14 protein-coding genes are annotated in these 17,908 nt (G+C 66.2%); 9 read left to right on the plus strand and 5 right to left on the minus strand.

Translation table 11 applies throughout. The annotated features are described in order from the left end of the window. Positions 1–345: 345 nt before the first annotated feature. Together C0R46_RS18635 and C0R46_RS18640 are read right to left on the minus strand one after the other, a co-directional pair. Positions 346–2,118, minus strand: coding sequence for a peptidoglycan L,D-endopeptidase MepK (locus tag C0R46_RS18635; protein ID WP_102961205.1), 1,773 nt, complete (start codon positions 2,116–2,118; stop codon positions 346–348). Positions 2,119–2,345: 227 nt separating this feature from the next. After that, on the minus strand, positions 2,346–3,812 hold the full coding sequence (locus tag C0R46_RS18640; RefSeq protein ID WP_102961177.1) for a sigma-54-dependent transcriptional regulator: 1,467 nt from the start codon (positions 3,810–3,812) through the stop codon (positions 2,346–2,348). A gap of 161 nt (positions 3,813–3,973) precedes the next feature. Between C0R46_RS18640 and C0R46_RS18645 the strand changes: the two genes are divergently transcribed. Continuing rightward, positions 3,974–5,809 carry a M3 family oligoendopeptidase gene (locus C0R46_RS18645; RefSeq protein WP_102961178.1) on the plus strand — a complete coding sequence of 612 codons (1,836 nt, stop codon included), beginning with the start codon at positions 3,974–3,976 and terminating at the stop codon, positions 5,807–5,809. 6 nt (positions 5,810–5,815) lie between these two features. On the opposite strand, the gene C0R46_RS18650 is transcribed toward C0R46_RS18645, so the two are convergent. Continuing rightward, entirely contained in the window at positions 5,816–6,790 is a 975-nt protein-coding gene (locus tag C0R46_RS18650; RefSeq protein ID WP_102961206.1) for a small ribosomal subunit Rsm22 family protein, read from the minus strand. 212 nt (positions 6,791–7,002) lie between these two features. On the opposite strand from C0R46_RS18650, the gene C0R46_RS18655 reads away from it, so the two are divergent. The 6 genes from C0R46_RS18655 to C0R46_RS18680 all read left to right on the plus strand — a co-directional run bounded on the left by C0R46_RS18655 (position 7,003) and on the right by C0R46_RS18680 (position 12,415). After that, positions 7,003–8,451 carry a homospermidine synthase gene (locus C0R46_RS18655; RefSeq protein WP_102961179.1) on the plus strand — a complete coding sequence of 483 codons (1,449 nt, stop codon included), beginning with the start codon at positions 7,003–7,005 and terminating at the stop codon, positions 8,449–8,451. A gap of 140 nt (positions 8,452–8,591) precedes the next feature. Further along, positions 8,592–9,050 carry a nuclear transport factor 2 family protein gene (locus tag C0R46_RS18660; RefSeq protein ID WP_102961180.1) on the plus strand — a complete coding sequence of 153 codons (459 nt, stop codon included), beginning with the start codon at positions 8,592–8,594 and terminating at the stop codon, positions 9,048–9,050. 158 nt (positions 9,051–9,208) lie between these two features. Beyond that, a complete protein-coding gene (locus C0R46_RS18665) occupies positions 9,209–9,583 on the plus strand; it encodes an Omp10 family outer membrane lipoprotein (protein WP_102961181.1) in 375 nt (124 codons plus the stop codon). Positions 9,584–9,764: 181 nt separating this feature from the next. After that, positions 9,765–10,826 (plus strand): ferrochelatase, encoded by a 1,062-nt coding sequence (gene hemH, locus C0R46_RS18670; protein ID WP_102961182.1) that lies wholly within the window; start codon positions 9,765–9,767, stop codon positions 10,824–10,826. 84 nt (positions 10,827–10,910) lie between these two features. Continuing rightward, positions 10,911–11,924, plus strand: coding sequence for an SPFH domain-containing protein (locus C0R46_RS18675; protein ID WP_102961183.1), 1,014 nt, complete (start codon positions 10,911–10,913; stop codon positions 11,922–11,924). Beyond that, positions 11,921–12,415 (plus strand): NfeD family protein, encoded by a 495-nt coding sequence (locus tag C0R46_RS18680; protein WP_102961184.1) that lies wholly within the window; start codon positions 11,921–11,923, stop codon positions 12,413–12,415. Before C0R46_RS18675 ends, C0R46_RS18680 begins: the two co-directional genes overlap by 4 nt. A gap of 28 nt (positions 12,416–12,443) precedes the next feature. Here C0R46_RS18680 and C0R46_RS18685 read toward each other — a convergent pair whose 3' ends face one another. Then, the gene (locus tag C0R46_RS18685; RefSeq protein WP_245413676.1) at positions 12,444–13,454 is read right to left on the minus strand and encodes a KpsF/GutQ family sugar-phosphate isomerase; all 1,011 of its coding nucleotides are present in this window, start codon (positions 13,452–13,454) and stop codon (positions 12,444–12,446) included. A 212-nt stretch (positions 13,455–13,666) separates the two neighbouring features. Here C0R46_RS18685 and C0R46_RS18690 point away from each other — a divergent pair, with 212 nt between their 5' ends. Beyond that, complete coding sequence (locus C0R46_RS18690; RefSeq protein ID WP_102961185.1) at positions 13,667–15,460, plus strand: outer membrane beta-barrel protein; 1,794 nt, start codon at positions 13,667–13,669, stop codon at positions 15,458–15,460. A gap of 99 nt (positions 15,461–15,559) precedes the next feature. Here the strand turns inward: C0R46_RS18690 and galU are convergent, their stop codons facing one another. Continuing rightward, positions 15,560–16,462, minus strand: a complete 903-nt coding sequence (galU, locus tag C0R46_RS18695) for a UTP--glucose-1-phosphate uridylyltransferase GalU (protein ID WP_102961186.1) — start codon at positions 16,460–16,462, stop codon at positions 15,560–15,562. Positions 16,463–16,669: 207 nt separating this feature from the next. Between galU and C0R46_RS18700 the strand changes: the two genes are divergently transcribed. Continuing rightward, a complete protein-coding gene (locus C0R46_RS18700) occupies positions 16,670–17,908 on the plus strand; it encodes a lytic murein transglycosylase (protein WP_102961187.1) in 1,239 nt (412 codons plus the stop codon).

Genomic DNA, 17,908 nt, shown 5'->3' on the forward strand with positions numbered 1-17,908 from the left:
CATAGGCGAAATTGCAGCATCAACCACTTATTTCATTGGAAATCAGCGTCTGAGTTGTCGCCGTTGCAGACGACCGGCGAAGTTTTCAAGCGCTCAATGAATTAACAAGATCAAGCTATGGTCAATTTCTACAACTTATGCGTGATTGGCCATCTATTCTACCATCCCCTAGAGGACAGTCCGCCCAATCTTAATCTAGGTGATTCGCAGATGATCACGCGCAGCCATGCCTCTCTGGCGGCAGGCTGACCGGCAGCCGTTGGCGCGCCTTGACCGCTCGCGCAAAACGAAACGAGCGCTGCGGCAGGCTTTGCCGCAGCGCTCGTTCAACGTCGTAAGCCGCGATCAGCGAAAATTGGCGACCGGGAGGAACTCCACCGCAGTGCCGACGAAGCGATCGGCGGCAGGGTTCCGAGGCTCTGCGGCAAAGCCCATCGTGTAGACGGAGGTCGGCGCTTCCTGGACGAGGCGGTCGGCCTTCGGACGCTGCATGCCGGCGACCTTGGCGCGCAGGTCCGGATCGATGACCAGCGACGCGATCTGCACTCGTGACGTGATCGCCTGCTGTGCCATGGTCGGCGCCGGCGCAGCGACCTGGCGCTGCGAGCGGACAAGGCGGCCGCCTTTGCCGGACACGGAGGCAGCGCGCGGTGCAGCAACCGGTGCGGCCGGTGCCAGCGAGGCGACGCGCGTCGCGGCCGGAACAGCGGCGGATTTCGGCGCCGCGGCAGGCTTCATCGAAGGAGCGGCGGCGTTCAGCATCAGGCTGGCAGCCGCGGTCTTGCCAGGCTCGACAACCAGGCGCTCGGGCCGCGGCGCCGGCATGACGCTGGCGGTGACGATCGCCTCCTCGGCAGCCGCCTTCGGCTCGGGCGCTTTTTCGGCAAGGATCGTCTCGAAGAGCGGCCGCTGACGCGGGGTCGGAACGTTGTAGGCGAGCTGGGCCGCGCTTTCGGTCTCATCCGCGGCCTGCTTCTCGAGCGCGGCGACAAGCGTCGTCACCTCGTCGGCGGGCACTGCGGCGGCTGCAGGAGCGGCGGCAGCGCGTGCCGGAGCCCATGTCGGGGTCGGAACATGCCGCGTATCGAGCGAAGCGACCTCCGTCGCCTTCTCTTCCGGAATGCCGGCCGGCGGCGTCGGAGCACCGAGATCGAAGGTGTCGCGGGCCGGCAGCGCCACGCCGGACGGCAGCACGGCCGGACGACGGGCCGGAGCCACCTCAGCCACGTCGACCTCCGGCATCGCAACGGCGCGCGGCGTCACAGCCTTCGGAGCAACAGGCGCGGGAACAGCCTTGGGGGTTGCAGCCTTCGGCGTCGGCGCGGCGGCCTCGACCTCATCCTCTTCCTCGTCGGCCCCGCCACCGCCGAACAGGGCGGCGAACAGCGTACGACCACCGCCCGAAGACTTCGAGGCTGCGCTGGCATTGGCGACCATCAGCGTGTCGGCGCCACGGCGCTTCTTGTAGGAGGCGAGCGCCTCCTGATAGCCCGGCAGCGGCTTGCCGTCGGACGGAACGTGGATGGTGTTGCCCTTCGGGAAGACGGCGAGGAGCTCCCGGCGGCTCATGCGCGGCCAGTGCCGGGCGTTACCGACGTCGAAATGGACGAAAGGCGATCCGGACTTCGGATAATAGCCGACACCGCCGACCTGCATCTTCAGACCGATCTCGCGCATCTTCTTCAGCGGAACGTCCGGAAGGTAGAAGTCGAGCGCCTTGCCCAGCATGTGCTGGCTTTCCTTGGCGACACCGGACGAGCGCGAGCGCAGCATCGAGTTGGTGGCCGGGGCGCGATATCCGCAGATGACGTTGATATAGGCGCGAGAGCCGGACTGACGGTAGGCCTCGTAGATCAGATCAAGCAGCCGGGGATCCATGTTGACCGGCTTCTTCTGGCGCCAGTCCCGAAGGATCCAGTTGATCTGCTTCAGACCGTCCTTGAGATAGCGGCCGTCCTTCTTGTAGGCGATCTCCGCCTTCTCATGCGTATGGAGATGATAGAATTTCAGCGTCCGCGTTTCGGCTCGTGCCGCAACGGTTCCAGCGGAAAAAAGAAGCAGTCCTGCGGCGGCGATGCTGGCCACGCGACCAGCCCAACGGCCGGCGCGGTCGGTCATTCCGAGCATTCGGTCTTCCCCTCGAACCGTCGGTCGCGCCCGACATCCCTCGGCAGCGATCCGCGCAGGATATTCTACGAGCGCCTAGTCTTACACAAGTGCGGCATCAAAATGACGCCTAGCTCATCGAAGCTGCATTTGAAACGAAACAACTTAAGTAGCTATTAAGGACGATAGCATTTCAGCGGCTTCCATGCCGCACCGCAATGCCGCCATTGGCGATCCGTTTACGTCTCGATGCCGTAGGCCTGCAGCTTGCGGTAGAGGGTCGAGCGCCCGATGGCGAGCCGGCGCGCGACTTCGCTCATCCGGCCGCCATAGCGGATCACCGCCCGGCGGATCAGCTCGGCTTCCACGGCTTCGAGCGTGCGGATGTCGCCGGCATCATCAAGGGCGGCCATCACCGCATCGGCCGTGATCGACGCCGAATTGGCGCCATCAGAGAGGGCTTCGGCGGCTTCGGCGGCGCCCTCTAGGTCAGCTCGCGGAGCTTCGGCATGGTTCCGCAGGTCCAGCCGGCTGCGATCGACGAAGGGCTCGATCTGCGGAAAGTCGTGGATCCCGATCGTCGTGCCTTCGCCGAGCACGACGGCGCGGTGGATGGCGTTCTGCAGCTGCCGGATGTTGCCGGGCCAGTTATAGGCGCGCAGCAGCGCCAGCGCATCGCGGCCGATCCGGCGTGGCGGCGAGACGCCTTCCGCGGCGCAGCAGCGACGAACAAAGCCGTTTGCCAGCTCCTCAATTTCCTCGCGGCGCTGCCGCAGTGGCGGAAGCTCGATGGCCAGGACGTTGAGGCGATAATAGAGATCCTCCCGGAAGCTCCCGTCGCGCACCGCGGCCGCGAGATCGCGGTTAGTGGCGGAGATCAGCCGCACATCCGTGCGGACCGGCCGGCCTGCGCCGACTGGATCGATCTCGCCGCCCTGCAACGCGCGCAGCAGCTTGACCTGCGCGGCGGCGGACAGCTCGCCCACCTCGTCGAGGAAGAGGGTCCCACCATGCGCCTCGACGAACTTGCCCCTGTGGCGCTCCGTGGCGTCGGTGAAGGCGCCCTTCTCGTGGCCGAAGAGAATGCTTTCGACGAGAGCCTCGGGCAGTGCGCCACAGTTCACGGCAACGAAGGGTCGCCCCGCCCGCGGGCCGGCTTCCTGGATCACACGAGCCAGCCACTCCTTGCCGGAACCGGTCTCGCCGCAAAGGAGGATCGGGATCGCCGATGCGGCAGCCTTGCGCGCGGTCTCCAGAACCGGCCGCAAGGCGCCGGTGGCAAGCGGCCAAGCGTCGGTACGCACGTCCGGCCGAACCGCCGCCGTCCTGCTGGCGCCGACCCGCATGGCCGCGGCGAACGCCGTCTGCAGCCGCTCCGGTGAAGCCGGCTTGACGACGAAGTCGAAGGCGCCGACGCGCATTGCGGCAACGACGGTGTCGATGCCGCCCTTGGCTGTCTGGACGATCACCGGCAGAGCGATGCCGTCGCGGCGCATCGCCTCCAGAACGGCGAGGCCGCCGAGGTCCGGCATCATCAGGTCGAGCACCATGGCGGCGACCGCCCTGCCCGACGCCGACTGCAGATAGGAGAGCGCCGCAGCCCCGCCGGAACATGAGCAATGCGAAACGCCAAGGCGCGCGACCGCTGCCTCCAGCAGCCGCCGCTGCACGGGATCGTCATCGACAATCAGGACGGTCGGCTCCATGCCGTCTCTCCCGCTCTCGCCTCATGGCGTCGATGACCCAATTTGACACGGGTCCCTGAAGCGGGATTGAAGGAGCAGGGCTAACGAAGCGTGACGGCGCTTCTCAAGCTTCCGCCGCGTCTGGCCTGCGGCCTCGTCCCACCAACGACGGAACCATCAGCATGAGCGATACCTTCCGGGTTCTTGCAGCCGCCGAAGCGGCTGCCGACGCAGCACCGCGCGAGGCGCTGCCGGAATGGGACCTCACAGATCTCTATTCCGGCATGGACAGCCCGCAGCTTGCCTCCGACCTCGACACCGGGGCGAGCGACGCCGCCGCATTTCAGGCCCGCTGGCGCGGCATCCTTGCCCGCGAAGCGGAGAAGCCGTCAGGCGGCAGCCTGGCGACTGCGATCGCGGAATTCGAGCACCTGGAGGAGCGGCTGGGTCGCATCATCTCCTATGCGGGCCTCGTCTACTCCGGCGACACCGCCGATCCGGCCCGTGCCAAATTCTATGGCGACGTGCAGTCCCGCATCACCGACATCTCCTCGCGCCTCCTGTTCTTCGCGCTGGAGCTGAACCGCATCGACGATGCGGTGATGGACGCTGCGATCGCCGCCAATCCGAAGCTCGCGCATTACAAGCCGTGGATCGTCGATCTTCGCCAGGACAAGCCGTATCAGCTCGAGGACCGGGTCGAGGAACTGTTCCACGACAAGGCCGTGACCGGCTGGAGTGCCTGGAACCGCCTCTTCGACGAGACGATGACCGCGCTGCGCTTCGACGTCGACGGCAAGAGTCTCGCTCTCGAAGAGACGTTGAACCTCCTCCAGGATCCGGAGCGCGAGAAGCGCCGCACCGCGTCCGACGCGCTCGCTGCCGTGTTCTCGCAGAACCTTCGCACCTTCACGCTGATCACCAACACGCTGGCCAAGGACAAAGAGATCTCCGACCGCTGGCGCGGCTTCCAGGACGTCGCAGACTCGCGGCATCTGGCGAACCGCGTGGAGCGCGAGGTCGTCGACGCGCTGGCGGAAGCGGTCGTCGCCGCCTATCCCTCGATTTCGCACCGCTACTACGCGATGAAGGCGAAGTGGCTCGGCCTGGATCAGCTCGCCCATTACGACCGCAACGCGCCGCTGCCGAACGCAGCCCGCCGCGACATCCCCTGGGCCGAGGCGCGTTCAACTGTGCTCGGCGCCTATGCCGGCTTCTCGCCTGACATGGCCGAGATCGCCAAGCGCTTCTTCGACTGCAACTGGATCGACGCGGCGATCCGGCCGGGCAAGTCCCCTGGCGCCTTCGCACATCCGACCGTGCCGTCGGCCCATCCTTACGTGCTGCTCAACTATCTCGGCAAACCGCGGGACGTCATGACGCTTGCCCATGAGCTCGGCCATGGCGTCCATCAGGTGCTGGCGGGTCCGCAAGGCGCGCTGATGGCGCCGACGCCGCTGACGCTCGCGGAGACCGCCTCGGTGTTCGGCGAGATGCTGACCTTCCGCTCCCTCCTCGACCAGGCCGCGACACGCAGCGAACGCAAGACGCTGCTCGCCTCCAAGGTGGAGGACATGATCAATACGGTGGTGCGGCAGATCGCCTTCTACACCTTCGAGCGGGAGCTACATCAGGAGCGGCGGCAGGGCGAACTCACCGCCGAACGCATCGGCGAAATCTGGACGAGCGTGCAGGGGCGCAGCCTCGGACCCGCGATCCATCTCGGTCCCGGCTACGAGACCTTCTGGACCTATGTTCCGCACTTCATCCACTCGCCCTTCTACGTCTATGCCTATGCCTTCGGCGATTGCCTGGTGAACTCGCTCTACGCGGTCTACGAGAACGCGGGCGAGGGTTTTCAGGACAAGTACTTCGCCATGCTGCGGGCGGGCGGCAGCAAGCATCATTCGGAGCTCCTGGCGCCGTTCGGGCTCGATGCCTCCGATCCCTCCTTCTGGTCGCGTGGCCTCGGCGTCATCTCCGGCTTCATCGACGAGCTGGAAGCGCTGGAGGACTGACGGGCCTCAGGTGCCCTCGTCCAGCGCGTCGCCCCAGTCGAGGCGGCGCGCGCGGCGGAAGGCATCGCCGTCGCGGCGGGTGATCAGGCGCTCTCGCGCCGTGCCGTCCGGTTCGCAAAGCTTCAGCGCGACGCGGCCGCTGGCGGTCCGCGGCGGTGCGAGAACGCGCGCAGCCCCCACGGGCACGGGATGCCGGCTGGCGGCGATGAAGATGTACTTCTCGTCCTCCCACGGCACCTCGCCGCCCTTGGCGAGCCGGTGGCGCCTCGATCGCGCGACGCGCGCGGCGAAGTGGCACCAGTCCGGCGCGACCAATGGACAGGGCGACGCATGGGCGCAGGGCGCCACAACCGCGGCACCGCTTGCGATCAGCTGATCCCGGGCCGCCAGTATCCGCCGCCAGCCGGCGGGCGTGCCCGGCTCGACGACGACGAGAAGGCCGCGCGTCAGCGCCCACAGGCGCGAGATCAGCTGCTCGCCGGCCGCCGGCGAGAGTTCATCGAGGACATAGGCCAGCGTCACGAGGTCCGCGGCCTCAGCATCGGCAAGCCCGTCTTCGATCCGCCCTGCCCTCCAGCCGACAGCGACATTGGCAAGCTCGCTGCCGAGCGCTTCGCCCACCCGACGGATCGACGGACTGGCCTCGATCAGCGTCGCCTCCTTCAGATCCGGCCAGCAATCGGCCGCGGCCCAGAGCGCCGAACCAGGTCCGGCACCGACGTCGAGGAGGCTCGTCGGCGCGAAGTCGGGCAACCGCTCGGCGGCAGCCGCAAGGCTCGTTCGGATCGCCGCAAAGGTCGCGGGCAGGCGCGTCGCCAGGTAGGCGCGCGCGGCCAGATCGTCGCCAAGATGCAGCCGGCCGTCGCGGATTTCGGCACGATAGCGCGTCGACAGAACCGCAGACGCGCGGTGCAGATCGGCCGGCGGCACGCCATCGAGAATGCGCTCCACGCCGATGCGCAAGGCTGCCGGAAGTTCCATGCTGACGCGACCGAAGATGTTGAAAGGATTAAGCGCGGGAGCCACGGGAACGCCGGAGTCCCAAAGCCTCTGTAGCCAATCCAGCCGGCGAGACCAAATAGTTCAGCGTTCACCGCGTTTGCGTTCGAGTGCCTCCGGCACTTTCATGTGACATCAAACTGATTTAGCCGGTGAAGCTTGTTTTCGCATACGCAGTCAGGAAGGACCGACGAATGGCAGACGAAACCTATCCGATCCACGGCAAGATTGCCGGCCCGATCGTCATGATCGGTTTTGGCTCGATCGGACGGGGCACGCTGCCGCTGATCGAACGTCACTTCGAGATCGATCGCTCCCGCTTCACCGTCATCGACCCCGACGACAGTCACCGCGGCCTGGTCGACGAGCGCGGACTGCGCTTCGTCCGCGAGGCAGTCACGCCGCAGAACTATGAGGAGCTGCTGACGCCGTTCCTGACGGAAGGCGAAGGCCAGGGCTTCTGCGTCAATCTCTCGATCGATACGTCCTCGCTCGACCTGATGCGCCTCTGCCGCAAGCTCGGCGTTCTCTACATCGATACGGTGGTGGAGCCCTGGAAGGGCTTCTACTACGACAAGGAGGCCTCGAACGCCGACCGCACCAATTACGCGCTGCGGGAAACGGTCAAGAAGGAGCGGCGGAAGAACCCGGGCGGCACCACGGCCGTGTCCTGCTCAGGCGCGAATCCGGGCATGGTCTCCTGGCTCGTCAAGCAGGCCCTCGTCGACGTTGCGACGGAGATCGGCCTCGATTTCGAGGTGCCGGGCTCGGAGGATCGCAGCGCCTGGGCCAAGCTGATGAAGAAGACCGGCGTGAAGGGCATCCACATCGCCGAGCGCGATACGCAGCGCGCCAAGCGGCCGAAGCCGCAGAACGTCTTCTGGAACACGTGGTCTGTGGAGGGCTTCGTCTCCGAGGGGCTGCAGCCGGCCGAACTCGGTTGGGGCACCCACGAGACGTGGATGCCGAAGAACGCCAAGACTTTCAAGAAGCACAAGAAGGCGGCGGCGATCTATCTGGAGCAGCCGGGCGCCAATACGCGCGTGCGCACCTGGTGCCCGACCTTCGGCCCGCAATACGGCTATCTCGTCACGCATAACGAGGCGATTTCGGTCTCCGAATACTTCACCACCTATGACAAGCATGACGAGGTGAGCTTCCGGCCGACGTGCCACTACGCCTATCATCCCTGCAACGATGCGGTTCTGTCGCTGCACGAGATGTTCGGCGCTGCGGGCCGTCCGCAGCCAGTCTTCCACGTGCTGGATCAGGATGAACTGGTGGACGGCGCAGACGAGCTCGGCGTCCTCCTCTACGGCCACAAGAAGAACGCCTACTGGTACGGCTCACAGCTCTCGCTGGAGGAAGCACGCTCGCTGGCGCCCTACCAGAACGCCACCGGGCTGCAAGTCTCCTCGGCGGTGATCGCCGGCATGAGCTGGGCCCTGGAAAATCCCGAGGCCGGTATCGTCGAGACCGATGACATGGACTATCGCCGCTGCCTCGCGGTGCAGGCTCCGTATCTCGGACCGGTGAAAGGCTACTTCACCGACTGGACGCCGCTGCAGGATCGGCCGGGCCTCTTCGAAGAGGACATCGACACCGACGATCCCTGGCAGTTTCGTAACATCCTCGTGCGCTGACAGCGTTCGGCGGCTTTTCCTGTGGACGAAGCGCCGCCGAACTTTCAACCTTGGATCAATTTCAAGGTCCCGCTGGTTGAATGAGCGGGATGCACTAAGTCCTTGACCTGCATCTCCCAAGGTGCAGCGAGGAATTGCGTATGAGCGAAGTGATAGAAGAGCAGGATAGACGTCGAAATCTCTTGATCGAGGTTCTGGACGCCATGATGTCGGGTAACCCCGGCAAGATCACTTCCTATTTCGCCCCTGGAGCCGTGATCTCGACTCGCAGCAATGCCGGCATCATTGATGCGCCGTGGTTCGACCGCATGGAAGGCGAGTTTCGTCTGCAGGGCGAGGAGGAGGCAAAGTCCTTCCTCAGCGAGCTGCTGCGGCGTGCGACCTACATCTCCTATGAGCTGCGTGGGATCGTGGTCGAGCAGGACGACGCCGCCAGCCGCTGCAACTGGACCCGGCGCGACGAGCGGAACGGCTCGCTGGTGACGGGCACGACAATGTACTGGTTCAGCTTCACGACCGATGGACGGATCCGCTCGATCGAGACGATCGGCTCGATCCACTCCGTCATCCCCGCAAAGACACGCGAAGGCGCAGCCTGAGGCGCGGAACGGATGTTTCGTTTAGCCGCGGCCGCCGCTCAGGAACCCTGAGCGAAGCACCTTGTGCAGTGTCCGACTTGTTGAACGCGGCGTAATTTCCCTTCGTTTCGAAATGCTCTAAATCTCACCGCGAACGCTCAAACGAGTTGGAGTTCCTCATGTCCCGGACGGCCGCCCCGCTCCTTATGTCCGCCGCGCTGCTCGCCCTGTCCGCCTGCCAGTCCGCAGCGCCGCAGCGCGTAGCGACGGCACCGCAGCCGCGCGGCATCGAAGGCGCCTGGTCGTCGGTCGGCGGTCCGGTGCCCTATACGGCGACGTTCAGCGGCGGCCGCTTCACCTCGACCGAAAGCGCCACCGGCGCGACGCTCGCCGCCGGCACCTACACCGACCGGGGACCGGGGCAGGTGAACATCATCTACACCTCGACAGCGCGCAACCAGCGCCTCGCGGTGAACTGCAATCAGGTCCAGATGGATCGGCTGTCCTGTGCCTCATCCAACGGCAGCACGTTCGACCTCGTCCGCCGCGGCTGAGCTGGACGCGATCCGCTGCCAAGTGCGGACAAACAGCCTCAGCCACGTTGACGCATCCCGTTGCGGTTCCTGCCGCCGGTTCACCATCTGAAGCAGGCCTGCCGGCCCGTCGGGCGCCGGCGGCACAACGAAGACACGGGCCCGCTGCTGACGCGGGCGCCGGCCGCGGGATCGATCATCCATGACCTCTTCCTCTCCGACCGCCCAGCCCCGGACGATCGGACCGCTGCCGGCGGGCCACCCGCCGGTGAAGACGCCGAAGGTCGGCGTGCTCCTCGTCAATCTCGGCACGCCCGACGGTACCGACTACAGGCCGATGCGGCGGTACCTGCGCGAGTTCCTGTCCGACCGCCGCGTCATCGAATGGCCGCGCGCCGTCTGGTACCCGATCCTCTACGGCATCGTCCTCAACACCCGGCCGAAGAAGTCGGGTGCGGCCTATGCGAAGATCTGGAACTACGAACGCGGCGAGTCGCCGCTGCGCACGTTCACCCGGTCGCAGGGTGAGAAGCTGGCAGAGCGTATGGCGGAGGAGCACGGCGTGGTCGTCGACTGGGCCATGCGCTACGGCCAGCCGTCCATCGCCGAGCGCGCCGACCGGCTTCTGGCAGCCGGCTGCGACCGTATCCTCGTCTATCCGCTTTACCCGCAATATTCTGCGTCGACGACGGCGACGGTGAACGACAGCTTCTTCGCGCATATGATGACGAAGCGCTGGATGCCGTCGGTGCGCACGGTGCCGCCCTACCATGACGAGCCGGTCTATATCGACGCGCTCGCCCGCTCGATCGAGGCGCATCTGGCGACCCTCGACTTCGAGCCGGAGCGGGTGATCGCCTCCTACCATGGCATACCGCAGAGCTACTTCCGCAATGGCGATCCCTACCATTGCCACTGCCAGAAGACCTCGCGCCTTCTGCAGGAGCGGCTCGGCTGGGCGGACGGGCGGCTGATGACGACCTTCCAGTCGCGCTTCGGCCCGGAGGAGTGGCTGCAGCCTTACACGGACAAGACCGTCGAGGCGCTGCCCGCACAGGGGATCAAGCGGATCGCCGTTTTCAATCCGGGCTTTGTCTCCGACTGCCTGGAGACGCTGGAGGAGATCGCCGTCGAGGCCGGCCACATCTTCAAGGAACATGGCGGCGAGCACTTCAGCCACATCCCCTGCCTCAACGACAGCGACGCCGGAATGGACGTGATCGAGACCATGGTGCGACGGGAATTGCAGGGCTGGATCGACTGAGGAACAGCTCATGCTTGCACTGACTTCGCCCGCCGGGCGATAGTCCTCGCGGCGCCACGTCTATGTCGCCGTCTTGGGTGGAGTATGGTCGTGCCGCTGACAGGTCCCGCTATCGTCGTCATCGTTCTGCTGGTGCTGGCGGTGATCGTGCTGGTCTCGACCGTCAAGATCGTGCCGCAGGGCTATAACTATACGATCGAGAATTTCGGCCGCTACACCCGTACCCTGACGCCGGGCCTGAACCTGATCCTGCCCTTCGTGGAGCGGGTCGGCCATCGCATGAACATGATGGAGCAGGTGCTCGACGTGCCGACCCAGGAGGTCATCACGCGCGACAATGCCTCCGTCGCGGCCGACGGCGTCGCCTTCTACCAGATCCTCGATGCGGCGGCGGCGGCCTACGAGGTCGCCGGTCTGCAGAACGCCATCCTCAACCTGGTGATGACCAACCTGCGCTCGGTCATGGGCTCGATGGACCTCGACGATCTCCTGTCGAACCGCGACGCGATCTCGGAGCGGATCCTGCGCGTCGTCGATCAGGCCGCGCACAGCTGGGGCATCAAGATCACGCGTATCGAGCTGAAGGACATCGCCCCGCCCCGCGACCTCGTCGATGCGATGGGCCGGCAGATGAAGGCCGAACGCGAGAAGCGAGCCGAGGTGCTGGAGGCCGAGGGCAAGCGCAACGCCTCGATCCTGCGGGCCGAGGGCGAGAAGCAGGCGCAGATCCTGGCGGCGGAAGGCCGGCGCGAGGCTGCCTTTCGCGAGGCGGAAGCACGCGAGCGCCTGGCTGAGGCCGAAGCGACAGCGACGCGGCTCGTCTCGGAAGCCATCGCCGCCGGCGACGTGCAGGCGATCAACTACTTCGTCGCGCAGAAATACACCGAGGCTCTCGCCAAGATCGCGTCGGCCAACAACCAGCGCGTCGTCCTGATGCCGCTCGAGGCCTCCTCGCTGATCGGCGCCATCGGCGGCATCGCCGAGATCGCCAAGGCCTCGTTCCAGGGCGGCGAGCCGTCACCGGCAGCGCCAACGCCTGGCAAGCCGCCGCGCCGCGCCCCGGTCTTCACCACCCGACCCGCTGACGACGACGCATGACCCCGCTCGTCGAGTTCGTCACCGGCTATGGCGGCTACAGCTGGTGGGTCCTGGGCCTCGTCCTGCTCACGCTCGAAGTGCTGGCGCCCGGCGTCTACTTCCTGTTCTTCGGCATCGGCGCGCTGGTCGTCGGCACCAATGCTCTCCTCCTGTCGCCATGGTTCGGCTGGATGGAGCAGGTGCTGGCCTTCATCGCAGTCTCGGTGGCGGCAGCGCTCGTCGGCCGCCGCTGGTACGGCCCGCGCGCCGAGGAGCGCCAGGGCGAGTCGCTGAACCGGCGCACGGACCGGCTGATCGGCCGCACCGCCACCTTGACCGAGGCGATCGTCGGCGGGCGCGGGCGGGTCGCGATCGAGGACAGCTGGTGGAGCGTCGAGGGTCCCGACCTTCCGGCAGGGAGCCGGGTGCAGATCACCGGCGCCGAAAGCTCATTGCTGAAGGTGGCTGCAGCGCCTGACGCTCACGACCTCGGCCAGCGTCACGACGCCTGATCGCTGTGCCGGACGGCTCTTGCCTGTCTCAGGCAGCGCCGATGCGCAGGAGATCGTGCAGGTGGACGATGCCGACCGGCCGCCCCTGCTTCACCACCATCAGCGCGGTGATGTTGGCCTCGTTGAGCATGTCGATCGCCTTGCCGGTCAGCGTTTCCGGCTCGATCGTCTTCGGATTGCGCGACATCACCTCGTCGACCGTGCGGTCGAGAAGATCATTGCCGATGTGGCGGCGCAGGTCGCCGTCCGTGACGATGCCGATCAGCCTGTCGTCAGCGACGACGGCAATACAGCCAAAACCCTTGCGCGACATGACGATGATCGCCTCCGACATCGGCGTGCCACTGGCGACGATCGGCAGGCGGTCGCCCGAATGCATGATGTCGCCGGCATGGGTCAGCTGAGCACCGAGCTGACCACCGGGATGGAAGACGCGGAAATCGCCGGCGGTGAAGCCGCGCCGTTCGAGCAGCGCGACGGCAAGTGCATCGCCGAGGGCGAGCTGCATCGTCGTCGACGTCGTCGGAGCCAGACCGTGCGGACAGGCCTCTTCCGCCCGCGGCAGGACCAGCGCGGTGTCGGCGGCCGTCGCCAGTGCCGAGCTTGGCCGCGAGGTGATCGCGATCAGCGGGATGCGGAAGCGCCTGGAATAGGCGACGATCCCCTTCAGCTCGGCCGTCTCGCCGGACCAGGACATCGCAAGAATTGCATCGTCGCGCCCGATCATGCCGAGATCGCCGTGCACGGCTTCGACCGGATGCACGAAGAAGGCGGGCGTGCCGGTCGAGGCAAAGGTCGCGGCGATCTTGGAGCCGACATGGCCGCTCTTGCCGACACCGGTGACGATCAGCCGGCCCTTGACGCCCGCGATCGTTTCCAGTGCCGCCTCGAAAGGCGCCGCCATGTCGCCGGCGAGGCAGACCTGCACGGCGGCGAGCCCGGCAGCCTCGGTTTCGACCGTTCGCAGAGCCGAGGCAACACCCGGTGTTACGGCTGAGCTCATCGCCACGCTGTTCATCGGATCACCCTGCTTCGTCATCAGTCCCTACCGGCGTCACGGCCAATCCGGCGAGCGTCTGCGGCGGATCGGCCCCTCCAGCCTCGCAAAGGCTCTACGCCGTCATATGCGGTGCGGCAACTGGAGCGTCGGACTTCGGCCTCCTCAACGCATCGTTAACCATAGATGTTTACGGTTCGGAAAGACCTGCGGCGGGCGAGCCGAGGCGATGACAGCGCGATCGGCAATCGGTAATGGCCCCTCACCGCTCCCTCAACTTGGCGACGACCGGCGTCCTGATCGCCGCGGGCGCCGTCGCCGTACTCGCCGCAACCACCTCGCTGACCGCTGCGCAGGACGTCGTGCCCGCAACGAACCTGCGCCAGGGCCGCGACATCTCCACTGCGAATGAGGATCTGCGGCCGGCGCTGTCCGGCGCGCCGTCCGATGCCGAGCGGCTGACGACCCCGAGCGGTTTTCGAACGGGTCAGGACGACCTCCAGAACCCGCAGGACGATGAGGATTCGACCTTCGACCTCCTGGAGGATGCGACGGGCCAGCGCAAACCGCTGGAGACGGCGGCGCCAGATGCCGCGCCGCAGCTGAAGATCGACTTCGAACCCATGAGCGGACCGACCAAGCCGGCGAGCTTCTCCAACGCACCCGCCTCGGCCGCGGGCGCTGCCGGTGCCAAGGCCGACAAGCGCAAGCGCAAGCCTGGCGACAAGCGAGAGCGGCGACAGGAGCGAGGGCGCAACGGCAGCCGTTCGGAGGCGACCGACCGGCGGGACGACGCAGAGCTGCGCGGTGCCCAGCCGCTCGATGCGGGCCTGCCCGTCGGCACTGTGGCCGATCCGCTGCGCGAGGACCGCGCCGGCATCCGCACCAATCTTGCCGCAACCGGTTTGCGCCCGCCGCCGCGCCGGTCGCAGGACGACCCGTTCGCGCCCGTGGGTCTGCGCGCCGGCAACTTCAACATCTATTCGACCCTCGACCAGTCCGCCGGCTATTCCAGCAATCTCGACAAGAGGCCGAACGGCGTCGGCGGCGCCTTCAGCGAGACCACGACTTCCTTCCGCCTCCTGTCGGACTGGGCCGAGCATGAGGCGGAGATCAACGCCCTCTTCGGCTATCGCTACAACTTCGGCGGCGAGGCCAGGCAGGATCCACGCGCCGCAGTGGACGGGCGGCTTCGGCTCGACGTCGACCGACTAACGACGGCAACGCTGCGCGGCGCCATGGAGTACCGCCGCGAGGAGCCGAACGAATCGGACGACGACACCGTTTCGGCCGCCGATCGACCGGACATCTTCCGCGGCTCTGCCTCGGCGCAGGTGGAGCGGCATTTCGGCGACGTCGTCGTCGGCGTGACCGGTGGGTTCAACCGCGAGAGCTACTCCAAGAAGGAGGGCGCTGCCGCCGACGACAGTTTCACGACATACACGGCGGCGATCCGTGGCGGCTACGAGATCTCGCCGGCGATCAAGCCCTTCGTGGAGGCAAGCCTCGGGCGGCGCGTCTTCGATGACACCGGCGCCGACGGGGTCGAGCGCGACTCGCTGATCGAGGCGCTGCGCGCGGGCGTCGAAGCCGATTTCGGCGAGAAGCTGTCCGGCGAGGCGGCGGTCGGCTACGCGCAGAACGTTCCGGACGCCGACGGCCTGCCGACGAAAGGAACGCCGACCTTCGACGCCTCGCTCGCCTGGTCGCCACGCCGCGGTACCGACGTGACGCTCGGCGGCCTCACCCGTTTCGACCCGGATGCCTCAAACCTGACGACGAAGGTCGTCTATGAGGGCACGCTGGCGGTGAAGCACCGCGCCACCGCCCGGACCGACGTCACTGCGGCGCTCTCGACTGCCTTCAGCGATAGCGACGTTCCCGGCGACGACGAGACCACCTATGCCGCCGAGACCGGCTTCACCTACTGGCTGAACCGCACGCTCGCCTTCACCGGGCTGCTGCGCACCGAGCGCAACGACAGCGCCAACGGGCTGAACGACTACACCGTCAACTCCGCCAAGCTCGGCATCCGACTGCAGCATTGAGGCAGGCGATGCCGTCGCCTTCAGATCCGCCTGAACGGCGGTCTGTACTGTTGCGACGCCGGCTGGATGAGCCGGCATCCCTTCCTCGGCCAACAGATGCTACTGCGCAGCCAATTGCTCGGCCGGCTCGACCGTCTGCAGCAGTTCGCCGATGTCGTCGAAGACGCGGTTGCGAATATCGGGGCGCCAGAGGGCGAAGGCGACGTTCGCCTGGATGAAGCCTTCCTTCGAACCGCAGTCGAAGGTGCGGCCGGTGAAGTGGTAGCCGTAGAACTCCTGGCTGGCGGCGAGCTTCAGCATGCCGTCGGTCAGCTGGATCTCGTTGCCGGCGCCCTTTTCCTGCGTTTCGAGGATCGAGAAGATCTCCGGCTGCAGGATGTAGCGGCCCGAGATGTAGAAGTTCGACGGCGCTTCGGCGGGCTTCGGCTTTTCCACCATGCCGGTGATGTGGAAGCCGGTACCGACGTCCTCGCCACGCCCGACGATGCCGTATTTCTCGGTCGACTGCGGGTCGCACTGCTCGACGGAGATGACGTTGCCGCCGGTCTGCTCGTAGAGCTCGACCATGCGGGCGAGGCAGCCGCGCTCGGCCTGCATGATCATGTCCGGCAGAAGCAAGGCAAAAGGCTCGCCGCCCACCAGGTCGCGGGCGCACCAGACGGCATGGCCAAGGCCGAGCGGCGCCTGCTGGCGGGTGAAGCTCGCCGTGCCGGGACGCGGCTGCAGGCTGTCGAGGAGATCGAGCTCCTTCTGCTTGTTGCGCTCCTGCAGGGTGCCGACGAGCTCGACCTGGATGTCGAAATAGTCTTCGATGACGCCCTTGTTGCGCCCGGTCACGAAGATCAGGTGCTCGATGCCGGCCTCGCGTGCCTCATCCACGACGTATTGGATGACAGGGCGATCGACGACCGTCAGCATCTCCTTCGGGATCGCCTTGGTGGCGGGCAGGAATCTCGTTCCAAGGCCAGCAACAGGGAAAACGGCCTTGCGCACCTTCTTCATGCATCATGCTCCTTAAGGCGACACGTAAGACGCGCCGCGCCAATCCGTTGCCGGCAACGCCGCGCTTTTGCCCGAAAAGTAGCGAATGAATGCGTAACGACCACGGCGGCTTCATGATGAACCGGAAATTTCTGTGGTAAGCAGTCTCTTAACGCCATCGTTCTAGGCTGGGCTTCAAACGTCCCTGCCCTGAGAAGGAGGTGAACAATGTCCGGAGCCATCTCTATCCGCGCCAAGGCGGCAGCGCTCGCCTGCGCCCTGTCGCTCACACTCGCCGGCTCGCTCGCCAGCACAGGCGTCGCACATGCCGATGCGGGCTTCCGCAACTGGATCGCGGGCTTCGAGAAGACCGCCGTCGCTGCCGGCATCAGCCGGTCGGTCTATCGGGCCGCCTTTGCGGGCGTCAGCGATCCCGACCCGGAGGTGATCCAGAAGGCGCAGTTCCAGCCGGAGTTCAAGGACAAGATCTGGGACTATCTCGACAATCGCGTCAACGAGGACTCGATTGCCGAAGGCCAGCGCATGCGCACGAAGTGGAAGCCCTGGCTCGACCGGATCGAGAAGCGCTTCGGCGTCGACCGCGACATCCTTCTGGCGATCTGGTCCATGGAGACCAACTACGGCAAGATCCTGGAGCGCAAGGACGTCATGCGCTCGCTGCCGCGCTCGCTGGCGACCCTCGCCTATCTGGACGACCGCCGCGCCAAGTTCGCACGCCAGCAGCTGATCGCCGCGCTGAAGATCGTCCAGGCCGGGCATGTCGACGTCGACGGGCTGACCAGCTCCTGGGCCGGCGCGATGGGACATACGCAGTTCATCCCGACGAGCTACCTGCATTACGCCGCCGACATGGACGGCGACGGCCATGCCAATATCTGGGCGTCCGTGCCGGATGCGCTGGCGACGGCGGCGAACCTCCTGCGCAAGAATGGCTGGCAGAGCGGGCGGACCTGGGGCTACGAGGTCAGCGTTCCCGCCGGCCTCGGCAGCCGGGCCGAGCGCACGTCCAAGACGATGGCCGAATGGCGCAAGCTCGGCTTCACCCGCGTGAACGGCCGCGACTTCCCCAGTTCGTCCGAGCGCGCCACGCTGATCCGTCCGTCGGGCAGCAACGGCCCGGCCTTCCTGATGACCAAGAACTTCTTCGTCATCAAGGCCTACAACAATGCCGACAAATACGCGCTCGCGGTCGGCCATCTTGCCGACCGAATTGGAGGCTACGGCCCTCTCGCCCAGGATTGGCCGCGCGGCTATACGCCACTTTCGATGGACGAGCGCTACGAGCTGCAGCAGCGCCTGACCCATCACGGCCTCTATGATGGCAAGATCGATGGTAAAATCGGATCGAGCTCGAAGACCGCGATCATGGCGTATCAGGAGCGGGCCGGTATCGAACGCGACGGTAACGCATCGAAGGCGCTGCTGGACTTTCTGAGGAAAAACTGA

Source organism: Mangrovicella endophytica (assembly GCF_002893625.1).
Lineage (GTDB): Bacteria > Pseudomonadota > Alphaproteobacteria > Rhizobiales > Rhizobiaceae > Mangrovicella > Mangrovicella endophytica.

What these genes read in the sequence shown, in the direction of transcription:
- hemH (WP_102961182.1), top strand. Translation starts at nt 9,765, where the DNA reads ATGACCTCTTCCTCTCCGACCGCCCAGCCCCGGACGATCGGACCGCTG.
- C0R46_RS18655 (WP_102961179.1), top strand. Translation starts at nt 7,003, where the DNA reads ATGGCAGACGAAACCTATCCGATCCACGGCAAGATTGCCGGCCCGATC.
- C0R46_RS18665 (WP_102961181.1), top strand. Translation starts at nt 9,209, where the DNA reads ATGTCCCGGACGGCCGCCCCGCTCCTTATGTCCGCCGCGCTGCTCGCC.
- C0R46_RS18660 (WP_102961180.1), top strand. Translation starts at nt 8,592, where the DNA reads ATGAGCGAAGTGATAGAAGAGCAGGATAGACGTCGAAATCTCTTGATC.
- C0R46_RS18700 (WP_102961187.1), top strand. Translation starts at nt 16,670, where the DNA reads ATGTCCGGAGCCATCTCTATCCGCGCCAAGGCGGCAGCGCTCGCCTGC.
- C0R46_RS18650 (WP_102961206.1), bottom strand. Translation starts at nt 6,790, where the DNA reads ATGGAACTTCCGGCAGCCTTGCGCATCGGCGTGGAGCGCATTCTCGAT.
- C0R46_RS18685 (WP_245413676.1), bottom strand. Translation starts at nt 13,454, where the DNA reads ATGACGAAGCAGGGTGATCCGATGAACAGCGTGGCGATGAGCTCAGCC.
- C0R46_RS18680 (WP_102961184.1), top strand. Translation starts at nt 11,921, where the DNA reads ATGACCCCGCTCGTCGAGTTCGTCACCGGCTATGGCGGCTACAGCTGG.
- C0R46_RS18635 (WP_102961205.1), bottom strand. Translation starts at nt 2,118, where the DNA reads ATGACCGACCGCGCCGGCCGTTGGGCTGGTCGCGTGGCCAGCATCGCC.
- C0R46_RS18645 (WP_102961178.1), top strand. Translation starts at nt 3,974, where the DNA reads ATGAGCGATACCTTCCGGGTTCTTGCAGCCGCCGAAGCGGCTGCCGAC.
- C0R46_RS18690 (WP_102961185.1), top strand. Translation starts at nt 13,667, where the DNA reads ATGGCCCCTCACCGCTCCCTCAACTTGGCGACGACCGGCGTCCTGATC.
- C0R46_RS18675 (WP_102961183.1), top strand. Translation starts at nt 10,911, where the DNA reads ATGGTCGTGCCGCTGACAGGTCCCGCTATCGTCGTCATCGTTCTGCTG.
- C0R46_RS18640 (WP_102961177.1), bottom strand. Translation starts at nt 3,812, where the DNA reads ATGGAGCCGACCGTCCTGATTGTCGATGACGATCCCGTGCAGCGGCGG.
- galU (WP_102961186.1), bottom strand. Translation starts at nt 16,462, where the DNA reads ATGAAGAAGGTGCGCAAGGCCGTTTTCCCTGTTGCTGGCCTTGGAACG.